The organism is Stenotrophomonas sp. PvP093 (assembly GCF_017876915.1).
GTDB classification, from domain to species: domain Bacteria; phylum Pseudomonadota; class Gammaproteobacteria; order Xanthomonadales; family Xanthomonadaceae; genus Stenotrophomonas; species Stenotrophomonas muris.
In genome coordinates this window covers 29,879-45,941 of the sequence record NZ_JAGIOX010000001.1, presented here as the reverse complement: position 1 = coordinate 45,941, position 16,063 = coordinate 29,879, and the positions used below count along the sequence as shown (strand labels likewise).

General features: G+C 54.2%; 12 protein-coding genes. 8 read left to right on the top strand and 4 right to left on the bottom strand.

From position 1 onward, the window contains the following. Window positions 1-257: 257 nt before the first annotated feature. From J3A72_RS00190 to J3A72_RS00160, 7 genes are all read left to right on the top strand, one after another. The gene (locus tag J3A72_RS00190) at window positions 258-698 is read left to right on the top strand and encodes an NIF family HAD-type phosphatase (RefSeq protein WP_075076373.1); all 441 of its coding nucleotides are present in this window, start codon (window positions 258-260) and stop codon (window positions 696-698) included. 330 nt (window positions 699-1,028) lie between these two features. Then, the gene (locus tag J3A72_RS00185; RefSeq protein WP_075076372.1) at window positions 1,029-2,015 is read left to right on the top strand and encodes a hypothetical protein; all 987 of its coding nucleotides are present in this window, start codon (window positions 1,029-1,031) and stop codon (window positions 2,013-2,015) included. Continuing rightward, window positions 2,012-3,328: a hypothetical protein gene (locus J3A72_RS00180; RefSeq protein ID WP_075076371.1), complete on the top strand. Its 1,317-nt coding sequence runs from the start codon at window positions 2,012-2,014 to the stop codon at window positions 3,326-3,328. Before J3A72_RS00185 ends, J3A72_RS00180 begins: the two co-directional genes overlap by 4 nt. A 61-nt stretch (window positions 3,329-3,389) precedes the next feature. Then, entirely contained in the window at window positions 3,390-4,007 is a 618-nt protein-coding gene (locus J3A72_RS00175) for a hypothetical protein (RefSeq protein WP_075076370.1), read from the top strand. A 421-nt stretch (window positions 4,008-4,428) separates the two neighbouring features. Further along, a complete protein-coding gene (locus tag J3A72_RS00170) occupies window positions 4,429-5,838 on the top strand; it encodes an HNH endonuclease (protein ID WP_075076369.1) in 1,410 nt (469 codons plus the stop codon). Window positions 5,839-6,342: 504 nt separating this feature from the next. Beyond that, the gene (locus J3A72_RS00165) at window positions 6,343-6,915 is read left to right on the top strand and encodes a hypothetical protein (RefSeq protein ID WP_140222786.1); all 573 of its coding nucleotides are present in this window, start codon (window positions 6,343-6,345) and stop codon (window positions 6,913-6,915) included. Between the two features lie 321 nt (window positions 6,916-7,236). Beyond that, a complete protein-coding gene (locus tag J3A72_RS00160; RefSeq protein WP_075076368.1) occupies window positions 7,237-7,797 on the top strand; it encodes a cyclin-dependent kinase inhibitor 3 family protein in 561 nt (186 codons plus the stop codon). A 302-nt stretch (window positions 7,798-8,099) separates the two neighbouring features. On the opposite strand, the gene J3A72_RS00155 is transcribed toward J3A72_RS00160, so the two are convergent. The 4 genes from J3A72_RS00155 to J3A72_RS00140 form a co-directional block, all read right to left on the bottom strand. Beyond that, on the bottom strand, window positions 8,100-9,503 hold the full coding sequence (locus J3A72_RS00155) for a nucleotidyltransferase (protein WP_075076367.1): 1,404 nt from the start codon (window positions 9,501-9,503) through the stop codon (window positions 8,100-8,102). After that, on the bottom strand, window positions 9,500-10,411 hold the full coding sequence (locus J3A72_RS00150; RefSeq protein ID WP_172617725.1) for an S-4TM family putative pore-forming effector: 912 nt from the start codon (window positions 10,409-10,411) through the stop codon (window positions 9,500-9,502). Before J3A72_RS00150 ends, J3A72_RS00155 begins: the two co-directional genes overlap by 4 nt. Before the next feature lie 590 nt (window positions 10,412-11,001). Further along, entirely contained in the window at window positions 11,002-12,873 is a 1,872-nt protein-coding gene (locus J3A72_RS00145; protein ID WP_140222788.1) for a phage integrase family protein, read from the bottom strand. After that, on the bottom strand, window positions 12,873-14,528 hold the full coding sequence (locus tag J3A72_RS00140; RefSeq protein WP_140222789.1) for a hypothetical protein: 1,656 nt from the start codon (window positions 14,526-14,528) through the stop codon (window positions 12,873-12,875). Before J3A72_RS00140 ends, J3A72_RS00145 begins: the two co-directional genes overlap by 1 nt. A 474-nt stretch (window positions 14,529-15,002) precedes the next feature. On the opposite strand from J3A72_RS00140, the gene J3A72_RS00135 reads away from it, so the two are divergent. Continuing rightward, window positions 15,003-15,983 carry an IS5 family transposase gene (locus J3A72_RS00135; protein ID WP_075076136.1) on the top strand — a complete coding sequence of 327 codons (981 nt, stop codon included), beginning with the start codon at window positions 15,003-15,005 and terminating at the stop codon, window positions 15,981-15,983. Window positions 15,984-16,063 lie beyond the last annotated feature (80 nt).

Below are 16,063 nucleotides of genomic sequence, written 5' to 3'. Positions count from 1 at the left end.
GCCGACTCGCTGAGGAGTTGGGAAGAATTCTTCCCAACGTGACCGACTGGGACATTAGGCCACCAACAGGCGCTCAGCTTGCATACGCAAAATCTTTGTGCAATCAGCTCGGCTGCGTGCTGCCGCGCGCGGTACTGGTCTCCCGGTACTCCATGCAAGCTTTCATCTCAGAGCAGGCACTGCTACTGAAGGCGAAAAAGTAGCTCTATTGACCGTCCAAGTAACGCAGAAGTCCGACGCATCCAGATGGAGAAATCATGCGACCAAGCACACTAGCATTGGATGTTGAAGGGACGCTCATCTCGAATGCGATTAGCCAGATCCCTAGGCCAGGACTACTTAGATTTCTAAGCTATGTTGAGAAGAGGTTTGAGCGCTTGGTAGTCTTCAGCTCAGTCCCAGAACCGCTATTTAGGGAAATCGCAGATCTTCTAGTAGCTGAGGGGCATGCGCCACCGTGGTTCCGATCGGTTCAGTATGTCAACTGGCATGGAAGGACTAAAGACCTCCGATTCGTGTCTGACGACGTGGGGGATGCCCTTTTGCTTGATGACTATGGGGCATACGTCCATCCTGGCCAAGAGCACCTTTGGATCAAAATCCCGCAGTTCTGTGCTCCATATGAGGAGAGCGACATCGGACTGGTGGCTGCGCTAGAGAGCATCTCTCAACACCTCAGCATCAATGGGTCCACTTGAGGGCAGTCCTGCTGATATTGCCGGCTGCAAGAAAATGTCTGAGACGTCAATCTCCTCACTTGGAGGAGTGCACCTCTCAAACGTGGATTCAATAACCTAGGTCGGATAGCCGCTTTCCCGAGCAATTTGTGGCTTGCATCTTCAATGATCAGCTACGTCCGAGCGCGTTAGGCTCGATCGGGAGGGAATGAGCTCGCCGCTCCCGCGACCTTGGTCGGCTAGAAATGCTAGTTGTGATTGGCTAGTCTTCCCGCGGGCGCATGGAGCGCACCATGCTTGACGCTAATCCTGGGCCGAGCATGCAATTACCTGAATGCTCTAGGGGGAGAGATGTCTGAGACTTCGAATATAGCCACGATGGCGGCAAGGGTGTCAGAAGACATCTTTGAGGTGTTTGGCTGGGAGAGAATTCTGCCTAGCGATCAGGACTGGGGTTGCGTTACAGCGGATCATGCGAAGAAGACACATCCGAGTGATGTGGTTTTTAGATACAAGCATCCCTACTCGGACTCAACGATCTACTTTACGACCGATCTTAAAAGCTTCGCTAAGGGATCGATCACAAAGCAGCAGCTAAAGAAGGCGATTGCATCTCTAGGAATGTCTGCGGCCTGTGCAGGGATCAGCGAATCTTGGCAAAACCTCTACTTGACGCCGGACACTAAAAGCGACGTTCGAGGCCTGCTCTTCATCTACAACCACGACGACGAGTACGAGGGTGATTTCAATCAGCTGCTAGCTGAATCAAGCCCGGCAAAAGCTGGGCTTGAAGAATCGACGATGCTGCACGTGATTGGGCCACATGTAGTGTCGTACTTGGCTACAGTTGCTAACGACATTCATGTGCTCAGAGGGAAGAAGAAGCTGCCTTCGGATGAGTCGAAGTTCTGGTTCTTCTATCCGGATCTGATCGGGGAGCCATCACGACAGCCTCGCGCGCGATCAGCAACAGTCGAGGCGTTGTGTGGTCCCCTAATTGTCTGCGAGTACATTGCTGATAGCAAAACGGGAAGTGCGACGACTGGCGCCTTGATCTACTACTCGCGGAGTGGAGAGACAGTGGACGAGTTCAAGTATCTCTTGGACTACCTGTTTAGGTATCAGCTTCTGAGCAACTGCGAGGAGATCAAAATTCGTATGGCTAATGCGGTTGAAAAAGCGCCTGCCATCTTCCAAAGAGCAGTCGATGCCTATGTGGCCGATGTGAATGGCCTCAAGGAAATCCGCGACCGACTTGCACAGGTGAGCTTGGAGCCAATTACGGAAGTGATCAAGGTGTTTAGCAAGGTGGACCTGGGAATGGAAGAGCGCAAATGACTATGTACTTTGCCGACAACAAGGACATACGCGATTTGCTAGACAGCTCTCGCCAGCGCCTGACGCTAGACGTTCTGAGGGAGTTCTTGCTTCGCCGTGGAATCATCGTTTCTGACGATGCAACTAAGGAACACCTGTTCGATCAGATCTCAATGTGGACACTTGATCTAGAGGATCTGAACTGGCTCCTGGACAAAACTGCGCGAGCTGATCGAACCGAGCGATACACTTCGGCGACCGTCTCAGGACAGTTCTCGGACGCAGAGGTTCGCAAGGCAATTGAGTCGTTGAACAAGAACACGGTCGGGCCTCAATTGGACTCTCTCACTTTCTCAAAGAGCGCTGATGGGCCCTTTCACCTTGCCGCCACTTACTCAGAGCTGGATCCTGCGAAGACTCGCCTCCGGCAGAAGCGCACGCGCGACGGATCGATTAGGCTCGAAATGGGCTCTCATGGACTCAGCATGAGGCATGAGGCCAACGAACGGATGTCTGCAGTAGCAGATGAGCTGATGAAGGCGCTGGCGGCTTGCAAGAAGGAACCTGTGGAGGCGCGCAAAATTGATCTCTCGCATCTGACAAGCGGCGAGAGTCGAACGGCATTCTTCCTTAGCCTCATTCGGGGTGTGGGCGGGATGAAACTATCCGACGTCAGCAAGGTCCAAGTGGAACGCTCCATGCTTGACGCGGGCATGGGCAAGGACTCCCCTGCTATAGCCTCTAACTCATTTGAAAGCGAGGGTGCCGACATTGAGGTCGAGGATGCTGATGGGGAGCACTCTGCCGCTGATCTAGAGGAAAAGGTTGACCTTGAGTTCGTCGGAAATGAGGTGAGAGGTGCCATCCTCCGAGGAGCCTCACTTCTGACCAGCCCCGAATTTCAGATGCTGAAGAAGCACTTCTTTCTCTATGGGATGGAGTGGACTAGCGAGGAAGACTCCGAGAAGGGGAAGATCGTCCAGTTTGAGGCCGCGTTTGAGAATTCGCAGGAGTGCAGTGGATTCCGCTACAAGGTTAAGGGCGTAGTCGACAGGAAGAAGAGTGGTGACGGCTTGGAGTTCGTGAAGACGCCCAGAGCCTGCACCGAAATTGAGAACTCCCATTACATGAAGCTTCTGGAACAAGCTTCGAGAGCAGCGCTCGTAGCTGTGGAGCCCAAGGCCACAGAAGAAGCGGTCGACGACAGTGGTGAAGGCGACGATTTTGGAGTTGGGTGCGCTAGTACGACTCCAGACCTCGAAATTTTAGAGGCAGGCGCGCCTGAGCTGAGTGAAGTGGACACAACATCAGATGAGGTCAGCGAGGATGACTAGTCGATATCGTTTCTATCAGTGGTCCGCTTCTCCGAAACAGTTCCAACTGCTAAGAAAGCGGATGGAATCAGAAAGTTTCAGCGAAGAAACTGGCCGCGGCGTCCGATTGACAAAGGCCACCAGCAGCCTTGTTGAGGGGCGCTACATACAGAGGTTCGCATACGAGGAGCAGGAGTTCTCCGCGAACGGCGGATCGTCCACCGTCGAGCGAATGGGATTCGCTATCACTAGCTTCAGACTACGACCGACATCTTGCGGTATTGCCATCGTCGATCCACCAAGATCTATCAGTGACTTCGTCATGTTTGTAGCAATGCTGCTTAACGACGACGTCTCTGTGCAGGTTCCCCGCTTGAATCTCATCAGCTTTAAGCGCCTGGTGGAGTCAGAGGTTGGTCGTTGCCATGTCAGGGCGGTGAAGATCGCTGGCGCTCAACTGGCTGAGAACGTGATCGCAGACATAGCTGTTTCAGATCAACTCGACGCGCTTGCACGTGCGCTGAGGCTTTACCCTCAGCATAGGGCATGTATAGGCAAGATCGACATGGTACTCCCCGATCTGCCTGGCACAAGATCCCGCCTTACCGTCAGCAGAACTGGCTCGGTCAACACCACCATGCCTCTGAGGAATGTCGAGACAATTTGGGAGGCGGTGGAGGGTGCGTGCGAAGAAGGTTGAACTCGGAACACGCCATGGCGTAGCTTCAATCAGTTGCAGCCAGCGCGGACCACTGCTGGTTGTTTCACTGGCTGACGTTGACCTCAGCGGGATAGCGGAAGAACACAGTCCTTGCTGTCCAAGCTGCCGATCAGTGCGTTCGCATCATTCAGCACGGGAGGCGTCGGTAGCCAAGGTTCTTTAGCCAGAATTTCCAGCTCGGCTCGGTGCTATCCAATGCCGCAAGTATGCGCTAGACACAGCGGGCAATGCCATGAACGTTCGTAGGCACCCGGTTCGTAGTGCCAGCCTGAATGCCCACGTGGTCTTTGGCTGACGAGCTTTCTCATTCGCCTGCACCGATTCCCAATGCTGGCCATCATTCAATAGTCGATAATGGCTTGCTTACCATAAAAATACAAAGACCTCGAAGGAGAGGTAGATGTCCAAACGGCCAAGGGATTGCATCATTTGCGGGAAGCCGACGGAGACCGGTGAGCACGTTTTTCCATCTGCTCTGGGCGGACGCCGTAAGGACAAAGGTATTTATTGTAAGAAGCACAACCACGGGTTGGGATCTCACGTAGACGTTCTTCAGAGGCAGCTTGCCATCTTCAATGGGTTGCTCAAGGTCAAACCCGATCGGGGCGATTTCAAGCCTGCTGTGATCCTGGGTAGCGACGAGGAGACCTACTCAATAGAAGGCGCTGAGATTGGTCACTTACCAGACATAGCCGCAATCCTCAACGAAATGAAGATCGGCGAACTCTCGAATCTGGAGATTGATCCAGTGCATATCCCGGCATTGAAAAAATATGCCAAGCAAATGGGCCTTGAGCTCACAGTCATCAAGACCACGGAGCCAGTGCAAAGGTATGTCACTGAGCCTTATGGCTTTCAACTCGTGCTTGGGGGCGAAGATGGTATGCGCTCAATCGCTTACCTTGCACTGACATTCGTAGCGCATTACTGGCGAGACGTGGCACGCCTGCCATCCTTGGCTTCCATCAAAGAGATGCTACGAAGCGGTGCCCAATACCAAGAAGATGATCGAGTTCACCCTCCAGTGCCTGCCCGTGAATTCGTGTACTGGTCTCGCGTTATCGAATCGCCACCTGAGGTCATTCATCCGACCAAGCTAGGCCATACGATCATCATCTGTATCAGCCGTGGTCGGCTTCTGGCCTACATATCGCTGCTTGACGCGCTGACCTTCATCGTGTCATTGGGACATGTGGGTCAGCATAGTGCTGATCGTACGGTTATCGTACATGTGGATCCGTTGGAGAACCATTTTGGCAATGACTGGAAGGTCTTGGAATTTGATTACGCCCTGATCAGTGATTTTGACAGGGACTTTTTCACTGGAGACATCTTCGCAAGCGGTTATATGCACGACCGTATGCACACTGTGATGGCCCGAGTGATGAGGCACCGCGACAAGGCCTTTGCCAAGGACGCGCTGGAAGAATTTAGATCCTTTGCCAATCTTGGCGAAGGCCGCGCAGAGAAAATTCGTGTCTTCTTGAAGAAGCGGAGTCAGCGCCTAGTCAACCATATCGTTCGCTTCTCCCAGGCCGACAGTCGATCCAATCCTATAGGGGTGCTGGTCAGACAATCTGCGAAGCGATGCCTGGATGGAACACCGCTCAGGGACGACGGGTTGACCGAATTTGGAGCGAAAGTGTTGGCCGAAACTATTAGTACATTGCACGATCAGTTGATGAGCCTTCCCGATGACTTCACTTTCCGCGATACATGGTTCATTGACTTCTTTGACGGAGATTTAGCTATGGCTTCTGTCGCTAGACATCTAGTAATGGCACGCTCAAATCTAATCGCCAGAAGATAAGAACATAGATGCCGGGGGCCGTTGCTGTCAGTCTTGGGCAGGCCTTTAAATTCCGCGGATGTTTGGGCCTATATTTTCTACCAGGCTGCTTAATACGTTTCAATTGGCCTACAGTCCGGTACAGATTGGTCTCACCAATGGCCCGACGCCCCCGCCGCCATTAGCGGAAGGGGGCTTCTATCGCCGCGCAGGATGATTGGGTGGAGCATTGGGGTTGCAGGCTAAATTCTAAATCAGGCTGTGTGCCGGAATTTTCGATTGGCATTTCAACCAATTATCCTGCGGACCTCTCTCAGAATTTCGACGATAACCTTGAGGTTATCCGTTGGGGCATTGGCGATAATTGCTATGATGATAATAATTGTATAATTTATGTCCATTTAAAGTATTCCTTGAAGTTATGGAGGCACGTTCATTTCCTTTATTGAGTAATGGGTGCTGACTATATTGTAATATTCCTGTTATAATTAACAATAGGAAGTGCTCACTATTGAAGGGGGTGGTATGACTCAGCACAAAACGTCTTACGCTGTTGTTGACATTTATCACATCACCAGCCCTGCGGTTGCGCTGGAGATGGTTGTCTCTCAGACTTTTCGCAGCCACTACAATTTTCGAAGCTACGACGGCGGAATGAATTTTTGCGGTGTGCTTGGGCAAGTTTCCAATACCCAGCCCGTGGGGAGGGGGGCTCGTCTACATTGCAAGTGGGACGGCCTTGTCTCTGATCCTCTATCTCCTGAATCTTACGACTACCATACTCCGAACGTGCTATTTGATTTTAATGGCTCAGGCGAATATCACAGAAACAATGATCCGCGCTATTTCTTGCCCTATGGGTCGATGATTCAAGTGTCGGGAGTGGAGTGCGATCCTTCGGCGCTTCATGATTACTATCTGTCGCGAAGTCCGCTTTTGAGAAAATGCATGTACCGGTTTAGATCGAAAGAGTATCAGTGTGCTGAGCTTCAATCGTTGTTGGACTATTACAATGAGCAGTGCGCCGCTGGGATGGTAAAACTAGAGATCCAGCAAGGTCCTCCCACTTTTACGCGGGGTGGTGGGTTCTTTGGGTGAATATTATTAATGAAAGTTGACTCGTGGAAATGATGTGGGTGAAAACAAAGGGTGGATCTCATACTTTTGATAATCATTAATTTCTTTAGTGGTTAATCATATTTCATTAGGTTAGGTCTGGTTTTGCGGCTTCTCCATAGGTCGCAAGCGGCGACTTGACTACCAACGCGCTGGCAGAAAAGTCGCTTCGGAGCGAATAGAAAGTCATCGTTCAGATTGGGCGGATTTCATTTCTACATCGCCTATGTCCCGCTTGGGTAGGAGCCCTTGGCGTGGATTAACTGAAGGTCTAGCCGGGCGTCCCTGATTAGGAGCGCTTCAATGTTCAAGACAAGTCTTACTGATCCATTGAATGTATGTGCCATTCCAGTCGGAAGCCGCGGCGGGGAGATTGGGCTTACCTTCGCGCCTGGCAAGTATCAAGAAGTCGCAATGACCGGCGCTTGGGCGAGAAACCTTGACCTAGACCTAGGCGTGATCAGACGTTGGGGGGCGCGACATCTAGTCACTTTGATCGAGCCGTGGGAGTTTGAGGAACTTCGGATTTCATCCCTGCCCCAGCGTGCTGCGGAGCTAGGGCTAGTCTGGCACGGCCTTCCTATCACCGACGGAGCTGCGCCGGATGGGCGTCTGTTGGAGCGCTGGAGGACACTGGGACCGATGTTCTCTGCCGAACTCCTAGATGGTGCGAAGATTGTTGTTCATTGCAAGGGCGGCCTCGGTCGAGCAGGCACGGTGGCATCTATGCTTCTCTTGGAGAGCCGTGCGGCCAGTAATGGTGACGACGCGATGGCCAAAGTAAGAGAAGTGCGCCCCGGTGCTATTGAAACCCAGGAGCAGGAGTCGTTCATACGAGCTTGGGCGGATCATGTGAAAGGATAGCGAGTGGAATCCCTTCAGGGCACGGCGCAAGGCTTCGCCCAGTGATGCAGGAAATGGCTGTGAGCGGCTCGTGTTCACTGACTCCTATCTCGATCGCAACGGGCTGCAAGAGCTTGAATGCGCCCATCTAGGGCCCGGCCGGATTGCCTGTCTGATCATCTCAGGGGAATCGGCGGGTTCAATCAGCCGATCCAGACATGATATGCGGTGCTTCTTGGACGGTTCCGCAGGACGATTGAGAGGCCAACTTTCGCCAAGGGCAGGGACGAAAAGCCAACTTGCCATGTTGAGCGGAAATTGGGCTATTCAATTGCAACGTAGAAGGGCTGGCTGAATCCAACAATCTGGCCATCTGCATTTAAGATGAAGGCCTCGATCTGGTGGACTCCGCGATAGCTGAGTGTTTCGCGCCGGCTGTGGGGCTGATCAGAATGGTCGAAACCGCCACGAAGGTTGCGAACTCGTCTAGCGGCTTCGCCTGTGTTAGTCACTCGCCACATGGTCCTATAGGTGTCATTGGGCTGTACCCCCCCTAGCTTTGCCTCAAAGCGGATGTCTTGATTTGGGGCCATTGGCTCACCGCTTCTTACCGTCCGCAAGCGGATGCCAGCGGCATCGACCAGATAGCCCGAGACACTCGCTGGCAAACGAAAGTTGGCTAGAGGCCACGGCGGTTGTTGGCGATGACCTGGCTCGAGAACCTCCACTGGCACCATCTGTAGCCCGCCGATCCTAAGCGCTTCGACATCATCCAGTTGGGCATCAGCATCAACCAAGCCGGCCTCCATGGCGATCACCGGTTGGCGAACCAGGGCGAATGAGTCACCGAAGATTCGCCGCCAAAGCTCAATGCTTTGATCCGAGTCCTGTTCATCGAACGCTGCATCAATCCACTGTCTATACCGATGGATCGCATTGCGGAAGTTTCGATACTGTTCCTCGCTCCACTCGGAGGCCTGATCTTCTGCGGGAAGTACGGGGTTTGGCACATGGGGCGGGTAGTAGTTCTCCTGAAGCCAGTCATCCAGGCGGCGAAAGAGAGTTCTCAGGGAGGTTGGAACATCGCTGAAGTCATTCCCGTACCGATCGACCTCGTGAATGCGCTCACCGAGTAGGGTGGTGAAAAGGAAGGACGGACAGGTAAAGGTTCCCTTGTAGTCTCGAAGATACTTGGCGAGCCGAGTGACCTTGCGAAATGAGTTGTTGCCGCTGATTGAGTTCTTGTCGCGCAACCAAGACGTGTACTCTTCCGGCATTGATGCTTGGAAGGCGTTGTCGCGCCGGTTGCACACCTCTTTGGAATCGGGATACAGGCGATCGATAACGCAGGGGGCAATGTCCATTTTTCGATCGCCAGCGTACTCAAGGGTCACGCAGTAGGGATAGCGCCTAACTTTGTCCGCGTAACGAGGACTTGATTCGAATGTGCGAGCCAGCTGGTCTACATAGTCTGCCGCAGTCCATCCCTCTACAGGTCTGACAAAAAGAATGACGTCGGCATCAAATGGTCGACCATCGAGAGGGCGAATGATGGTCTGGTGGGCCCATGACCCGTGCTTGTAGAGTCGGACGATCCTTGGTACGTAGTTCGAATTTCTGAGGAAGACTTCGATTGCTGCAAAGGAGTTTTCCAGCTGATCCAGCCGAGTACTATTGAGATTGACGACGTTCGCAAGAAATGAGTTGAAATGGTTGAGATTCTTCATTTCAAACTGTTCCCTGCATTGAGCCTCTTAATGAAGTCCTTTGCACCGGCCTGCATCTCCTGCTCGAGCTTCTCACGCCTGAAGAAGTAGACGAGGTCACTTACTAGAGGGCTAGATGCACGATGAGAGAAAATGGCGTCCTGCAGCTGCCGCGCTCTTGCTTCAAGTTTGACAGCGTCATCATTCGGCTGAAACTTATCTAGTGAGCCGTCAACCTCTCCTTTCAGGCGCGCGACCAAGGCAATGGTGTCACCTTGGCGCTGCGACTCTCTGATGATCCAGAGAGCGAAGGGCCCGAAGGGAACGAGCATTGTCAGGATCACATCAACCAACGGCTTCTGGAGTGAGATCACGATCAGCACTGCTAGGTAGAGCCAGCCGAGTGCCTTCAGGCAGCGCTGGTAGTCGTCTCGTAGGTTCGAGTCGTACCAGAGGTTCGTGCGCTGACAAACTAGACGGGCACTACTCATCGGCAGCGGATCCACTGATTGCGGATACCAGTCCCGCAGTTCCGACTCCCGTGCAGCCATGAGCGGTTTGCTGCCATAGCGCTCTACTTCCTCGGCATCAACCCTGTGACCGGCGACGAATGCGTTCCACGGAAGGTCAAGTACTGTCGTGTCGAACTGCTCTTGCAGTCTGGCCGACAGCTTAATCCGGCCTCGGCGCCATCGATCTATCCACAAAGCATCCGATGCACCCACCATGAGCGCCACTAAGCTAACCCACTTTGTGCCGCCCGACAGGCAGGGTGTAGATGTGGTGACAATAGAGACTACTGGGAGGAGGAAAACGAATATAAAGTAGTAGCGCTGAGCTCGTTTAACACCAGCGTGGATGCGCGCTCTCGCTCGTAGGAGTCGAAGCGCATCCTCGGAATTCTGTCTCTCCCGAACACAATTTGGCATAGTTTCCGTCCCTAGCCTCGTCCTCCCTTGTGGCCGACTATAGTCACCGGAAGGGTTGTGACGCAAGTCACGCTTGCGCCCCCGGTGTGGCAGTACCTCCTCGCCTTGTGGCTGCGATAGCTAACAGGGGGGCGCACGCCAAGCATGGCTGAGGATTCTCCGGGGGCCTGAGCTAGATCCACGCACAAAACTACCGCATGTTGAGGAACGCACAAGGTTCAGAGCTCACCGCCTGTTATCAACGGCGAGCTAGCTCGGCCAACTTCATTTCTGCGCTAAGCAGAAGCGAGCGTAGATGGTCGCGTTCCGATTCCAGCTCGTTGATTCGCGCGACCGCATCTGCCAGCTTTAGCACGAGCGAGTTGGTCTTGGCTCGCTCACTGAGTAGTACTCCGTCTCTCTGGGCAACATGGGCTTGGACCTCGGCAATCAGGGGTCCAAAGCGAGACTTCTTAAAATGAGCAGGGGGTACGCCCGCTTCTCTAGCGACGTTGTTCTGACTAACGAGTGCTCCAGGTGGCAATACCACTGGCCGACCCGATTTCAGTCTATCGAATGCGGCTTTCAATCTTTCAAGCAGGGGAGGCTCATTACTCATTGGATCTCACTCTGATGATGAAGTCTCTAAGCGCGGAAACTTGGCCCTCAAGCGCCCGCATCCTTGGGCTATCGCCGGAAGGGCGTAGTGCCACCAGTAGAGGCTCGCTGTGAGCAATCAACCTCTCTGCACGTACTACATGCTCCTTGTTCAGTAGTGCTTCGGGGCATGTCACGCAATGGGAAAGTGTGTCATAACCGCCATACTCGCAGTTGCCCCTCTTCAGGCAGACACCTAGCAAAGTGGGCCTCACGGAAAGCGCGCCCTGGTTAGCGAGCTTCGCAAGCCCCTTTAGGTCTGAGGTGCTGATCAACTCTAGAAGGTGATCCTTGTGGGCTGATCCATGGGAAGAAAAGTGCTTCGAGTCAGCAAGTTCCTTCGCGACTCGGGCCGCCTCATTAGCCAGCTCCTCCGCAAGCTCAGTGCGCATCGATTCGTTGAGCGAGAGGCTGTGGTATCCGCGCACGTAGTACTCGGTCATTCCAAGGTGTAGATGCTTCAACTGAAGCTGGATGGAGCCGAGCGCGACTGTCCCTGAGCGTACGGCATTCACTACCAATGTCCGTCTCAGCTGATGGAAGGAGAACGGCCACACCTTCCCAAGTACAACACGCCCTCCAGAGCTTCCGTTGATGAGTTCGGATACTCTAAGGTCGTCTTCAGTGACCTTCAGGGTCTCAGGATCAAAAAGCCACGGATAGTTGATCCTTTCGATCATTGAAACCCGCGGTGGGTCGATACTGTATCGCTTCTTCTTCCAGCCCAGGACGGACGTAAAGAGCCAGTTGCTGAAGCTTCCTGAGACCAGTTTGGTGTCGCGCATTTCATGATGAACCAAGGAAATGGCTTCAAGTACTTGGATTGCCTTTGCAGCCAAGTCGCTACATATCCAAGTGGATTCCGTCATAGGATGTATCTTTGCGGGTACTCCGACTATCAAATTTGCCGGTCCGATGGCGGCGTCCTGATGCTGGCGGAGGCACCCGCGCTTGAGTTCGCGAGCCTCTGAGATGCGCATGCCGCTATGCGCGCACAGCAAGATCAGGGCGGCATCCCGTATCGCTGTGATGTAGGTCAGGAATGGATGTCGGTGCTCCAGCGTGCCGTATACGGTGTCGAAGATACCCACTAGTCTCGCAGGTAACGCGGAAAGATCTTCCGTAGCAAGTTGGGTGCCTGGTGCCGGGGCAAGGTTGAACGCCTCGTGTAGTTGGCTACGTATTGCATTTTTAAGTAGGTCGATATGACTGATTGCGAGCGACACAATCGCATCGCATTGATTCAAGACGTAAGAATGAATCCGATTAGGGATGTAGAGTGTTTGATTGGCTGAATATCCTGTTGGGTAGAAGCTTGGGATGAGCGCCGGCGGGCAAAGCGTAAAGCCTATTTCTTCACTTAGAAGGGCCAGTTCATGCATAAGCAGTGGCGTGGATCCAAGTGAGCTGGGGCGGATTCGCTTTCGAAGGTCCGCCTGGCATTTATTTGAATTTCCAAACTCCGAGATCAGAGTTCGTGTGGAGTTGCAAGCCTTGAGGATCTCCCTTAGGCGGCTGCATTTGGTTTGGAGGCTGCCGGCCCCGAGGGGGTGGTGGCCAACATAGAGTAGTGCCAGTACTACGACTTTCGCCGCAGCTGCGTTGCTTTGCTCTAGATCATCCGTGTTCCCATCATTGGCGAACCGTATGGAGATCGATGACGTGTGATATGCGGAGAATATCCAACAGTTGTCTCCGTATCGACTGCAAGGTGAGCCATCTGATTTGTAGGAGACGACGAAATCGGGTGGCACGTCGTGGATGCTGGCAAGGCCGCCAGGCAGAGGAACATCACGGTGTTTCGATATCAGTCGGGAAGTGAGCATTAAGCATCTCCCTGCGCGAATCTAATTAGAAGATCCCAGGATGGATGGAACTTTCCGTCAGTCACCTTGCGATCTGCGATCTGTGCCCATGCCTCGTGTTGCTTGTTCTTCTGCGAGAAGGCACGGACGATTGATCGGATGCGGCGCATGGTCTCAAGTATCGGCCGCGAATGCTCTCTGTTTGGATAGAGATGACTTTTGAGTTCGAGTCGCTTCAGCTGGAGGTAGCTCTTCAATCTCCATATGTAGTCCAGACTCGACACTCCCTTGTAGTTTTCACAGAAGAGGCATCCTGCCATGGTGTCGCAGTTGGGAGTGGGGGCATCGGGCGAAGCTATCGTCAATGGCTTGGGGTTGTCCTTCTGTGTGCATGGCGCACCGTCAACCGCACGCGACACTCGAAGCGCGGCCACTTCTGACTTGAAGAACGCAGTGAATTCACTCGCCGCTCGTTGCGGGCTTCTACGCACATAGTTCTTGGCGAACGTTTCACGGCTGTGTTGGAGGATCAGCGACTCCGTGTCCGGATCTCCGCTTACCTCCATGATGCTATTGGACTTGATCTTTCTGAGTTCGACGGTCGTAATGAACGGAACGCCAAGTTCATTGAAGATGGTTCTTAGGTTGCCACTGTGGAATTTTCGACTTGCCGGGCCGCCTCGTTGATAGATTGGGAAGAGCAGGTCTGACTTGAATTCGGCCAAATGGGCTGAGCGAAATTTCAGATAGGCAGAAAAGATGGGCAGGTATGGCTTGGGGATGGTGAACAATACGTCATGCCCGGCGCGAGCCTTGAACTCCCTGAATTCGTAGTGATCTCCAGTGGACCGTCTGCTGTACTGCTCCACCTTCATCTTTTGAACTTCAGCAAGATTCATTCCGGTCATTGCTATGAATAGGAATGCCTCTGCAGTGACCCTAAGGTTAAGTAGAGGGAACCTGCGATGTAGGCTCGTGCCCTCTAGGGTCCTTTGTCGTCTTGCGACATCGTAGCTGTACTTGGTCGACGTCGACCTCCACGTCCCAGAGTAGTGGTAGTAGATCGGGCCACTCTTCCTGACTTGGATTGGCAATGGCAGGGGCGCGTAGAGCTTATCTGGTTGGAGGCAGTCGATAAGCGAGATGAGGTCTGCGACGTATTGCTGAACGACTTCGCTTCTCGCATCGTTAGTCTTCAACGCCAAGGCTGCTCCGCGCTTGGAGACCCCAAATGACTTCAACAGCAGTGTTGAGTCTTGCCCGGTTACGCCGGCTAGAATTCTAACGACGTACTGCTGCTGCGCGAGATCGTGCCGGGAAGCTGTTTTGAACGATCTGGTCCAACGTTGGACAGCGATGAAGAATGTTTTTGGAGAGACTTGGACTGACTCTCGGTCGCAGTAGCTAAAGAACGTCCTGAGCGTGTTAAAGATTGTTTCGCGCGTGGAGTCAGCCAGTTCGCCAAGGGCATGCCTCTCTACTATGTGTTTGTGAATGGATTTAAGAAGTTCGTATCGCAGGACATCGTATTTCCCAAACTTCCCCGAGCGTATCTCTGTATCAACCGTCATGGTCGGGCGCTTGGCGGCACCGATGAAGGCCAGCCTGGAGAGATCCCATGGCAAAGATCTGCCAGCCTTGGGGCGAGGAATAATGAGAGGCTCAGGGAGTCTCATGCTGAGTAAGCTCAAGTAGCCATTGCCCATAGAGGTCGTTGTACTTGCCGACAATTCGCCTCTTCTGCGCGTGCTGGACATAGCGAAGAGCGGTCCGCTCATCTGATTGGCCCAGGAACTCCGTAATAGTTGAAAGCGCGGATGTCACAGGGATCCCTATTGCCATCGCGGCATCTAGCAAGTTGCATGCGAACGTCGCTCGGGAGTCGTGAAATCGAAAGTCTTCGATCGGGACGTCGCTGGCTTGTGCGATCGCCCTTATCCTGTGAATTGCTACACCAATGGCGCTGCTCGGAATGCCGTCGTCATCATGATAGGGGCGTCCCTGCGGGGTTAGGAAGAGGTACTGAGAGTACCGACCTCCATGCTTGATGGCGCGTTTTAGGCGTCGGACCGAAGTTATGTAGCTAGGGAAGGTCTGAACAACTCCGCTGCTGCAGGCGACAATAGCGCACCAGATTGGGGTGACGATCGATGCAGCTGACGTTCGGTGATGCCGAGACCCTGGGCCAGCGCAAGCGCACGCGGCGGGAGATCTTCCTGGCCGAGATGGAGCAGGTGGTGCCGTGGCAGGCGCTGCTGGCGCTGATCGAGCCGCACTACCCGAAGCTGGGCCGTCCCGGCCGCCAGCCGTACCCGCTGGCGACGATGCTGCGCATCCATTTCCTGCAGCAGTGGTACGCGCTCAGCGACCCGGCGATGGAAGAGGCCTTGTACGACACGCCGGTGATGCGCCGGTTCGCGCGGTTGGGCGGCGTGGACGCGATTCCCGACGAGACCACGATCCTCCACTTCCGCCGGTTGCTGGAAACCCACGGCCTGGCCGGGCGGATCTTCGAGCGGGTGAATGCGCATCTGGCGCGCAAGGGCCTGAGCCTGCACGCGGGCACGATCGTGGACGCGACGATCATCGCCGCGCCGAGCTCGACGAAGAACGCCGAAGGCAAGCGCGATCCGGAAATGTGCCAGACGAAGAAGGGCAACCAGTGGCACTTCGGCATGAAGGCGCACATCGGCGTCGATGATGAATCCGGCCTGGTGCACCACGTCGAGTGCACGGCGGCGAACGTGGCCGACGTGACCCGGGTACACAGGCTGCTGCACGGCCGGGAAGACACGATCTGTGGCGACAGCGGCTATACCGGTGCCGACAAGCGTGAAGAGTTGAAGGATGTGGAGGCCGGCTTCCTGATCGCGGAGAAGCCGTCGAAGTTGCGGGCGATGAAGAACCCGCGCGAGCGGCGTTACACCGAGCGCTGGGAGCGGTACAAGGCGAGCCTGCGCGCGAAGGTCGAGCATCCGTTCCGGGTGATCAAGCGCCAGTTCGGCTACACGAAGGTGCGCTACCGCGGCCTGGCGAAGAACGCGGCGCAGGTGCTGACGCTGTTCGCGCTGTCGAACCTGTGGATGGCGCGCCGGCGCCTGTTGCCGGCGATGGGGGTGGTGCGCCTGTAAGGCGGGAAAACCCGCCAGAAACCGCCTGAAAGGGCGGGAAATTGATCAAATCGACGCTGGTCCGGCGCTCTGACGCTGAA

Excerpts from the sequence above, each read along its gene's own strand:
- J3A72_RS00190 (WP_075076373.1), top strand. The coding sequence starts at position 258 with ATGCGACCAAGCACACTAGCATTGGATGTTGAAGGGACGCTCATCTCG.
- J3A72_RS00185 (WP_075076372.1), top strand. The coding sequence starts at position 1,029 with ATGTCTGAGACTTCGAATATAGCCACGATGGCGGCAAGGGTGTCAGAA.
- J3A72_RS00180 (WP_075076371.1), top strand. The coding sequence starts at position 2,012 with ATGACTATGTACTTTGCCGACAACAAGGACATACGCGATTTGCTAGAC.
- J3A72_RS00175 (WP_075076370.1), top strand. The coding sequence starts at position 3,390 with ATGGAATCAGAAAGTTTCAGCGAAGAAACTGGCCGCGGCGTCCGATTG.
- J3A72_RS00170 (WP_075076369.1), top strand. The coding sequence starts at position 4,429 with ATGTCCAAACGGCCAAGGGATTGCATCATTTGCGGGAAGCCGACGGAG.
- J3A72_RS00165 (WP_140222786.1), top strand. The coding sequence starts at position 6,343 with ATGACTCAGCACAAAACGTCTTACGCTGTTGTTGACATTTATCACATC.
- J3A72_RS00160 (WP_075076368.1), top strand. The coding sequence starts at position 7,237 with ATGTTCAAGACAAGTCTTACTGATCCATTGAATGTATGTGCCATTCCA.
- J3A72_RS00155 (WP_075076367.1), bottom strand. The coding sequence starts at position 9,503 with ATGAAGAATCTCAACCATTTCAACTCATTTCTTGCGAACGTCGTCAAT.
- J3A72_RS00150 (WP_172617725.1), bottom strand. The coding sequence starts at position 10,411 with ATGCCAAATTGTGTTCGGGAGAGACAGAATTCCGAGGATGCGCTTCGA.
- J3A72_RS00145 (WP_140222788.1), bottom strand. The coding sequence starts at position 12,873 with ATGCTCACTTCCCGACTGATATCGAAACACCGTGATGTTCCTCTGCCT.
- J3A72_RS00140 (WP_140222789.1), bottom strand. The coding sequence starts at position 14,528 with ATGAGACTCCCTGAGCCTCTCATTATTCCTCGCCCCAAGGCTGGCAGA.
- J3A72_RS00135 (WP_075076136.1), top strand. The coding sequence starts at position 15,003 with ATGCAGCTGACGTTCGGTGATGCCGAGACCCTGGGCCAGCGCAAGCGC.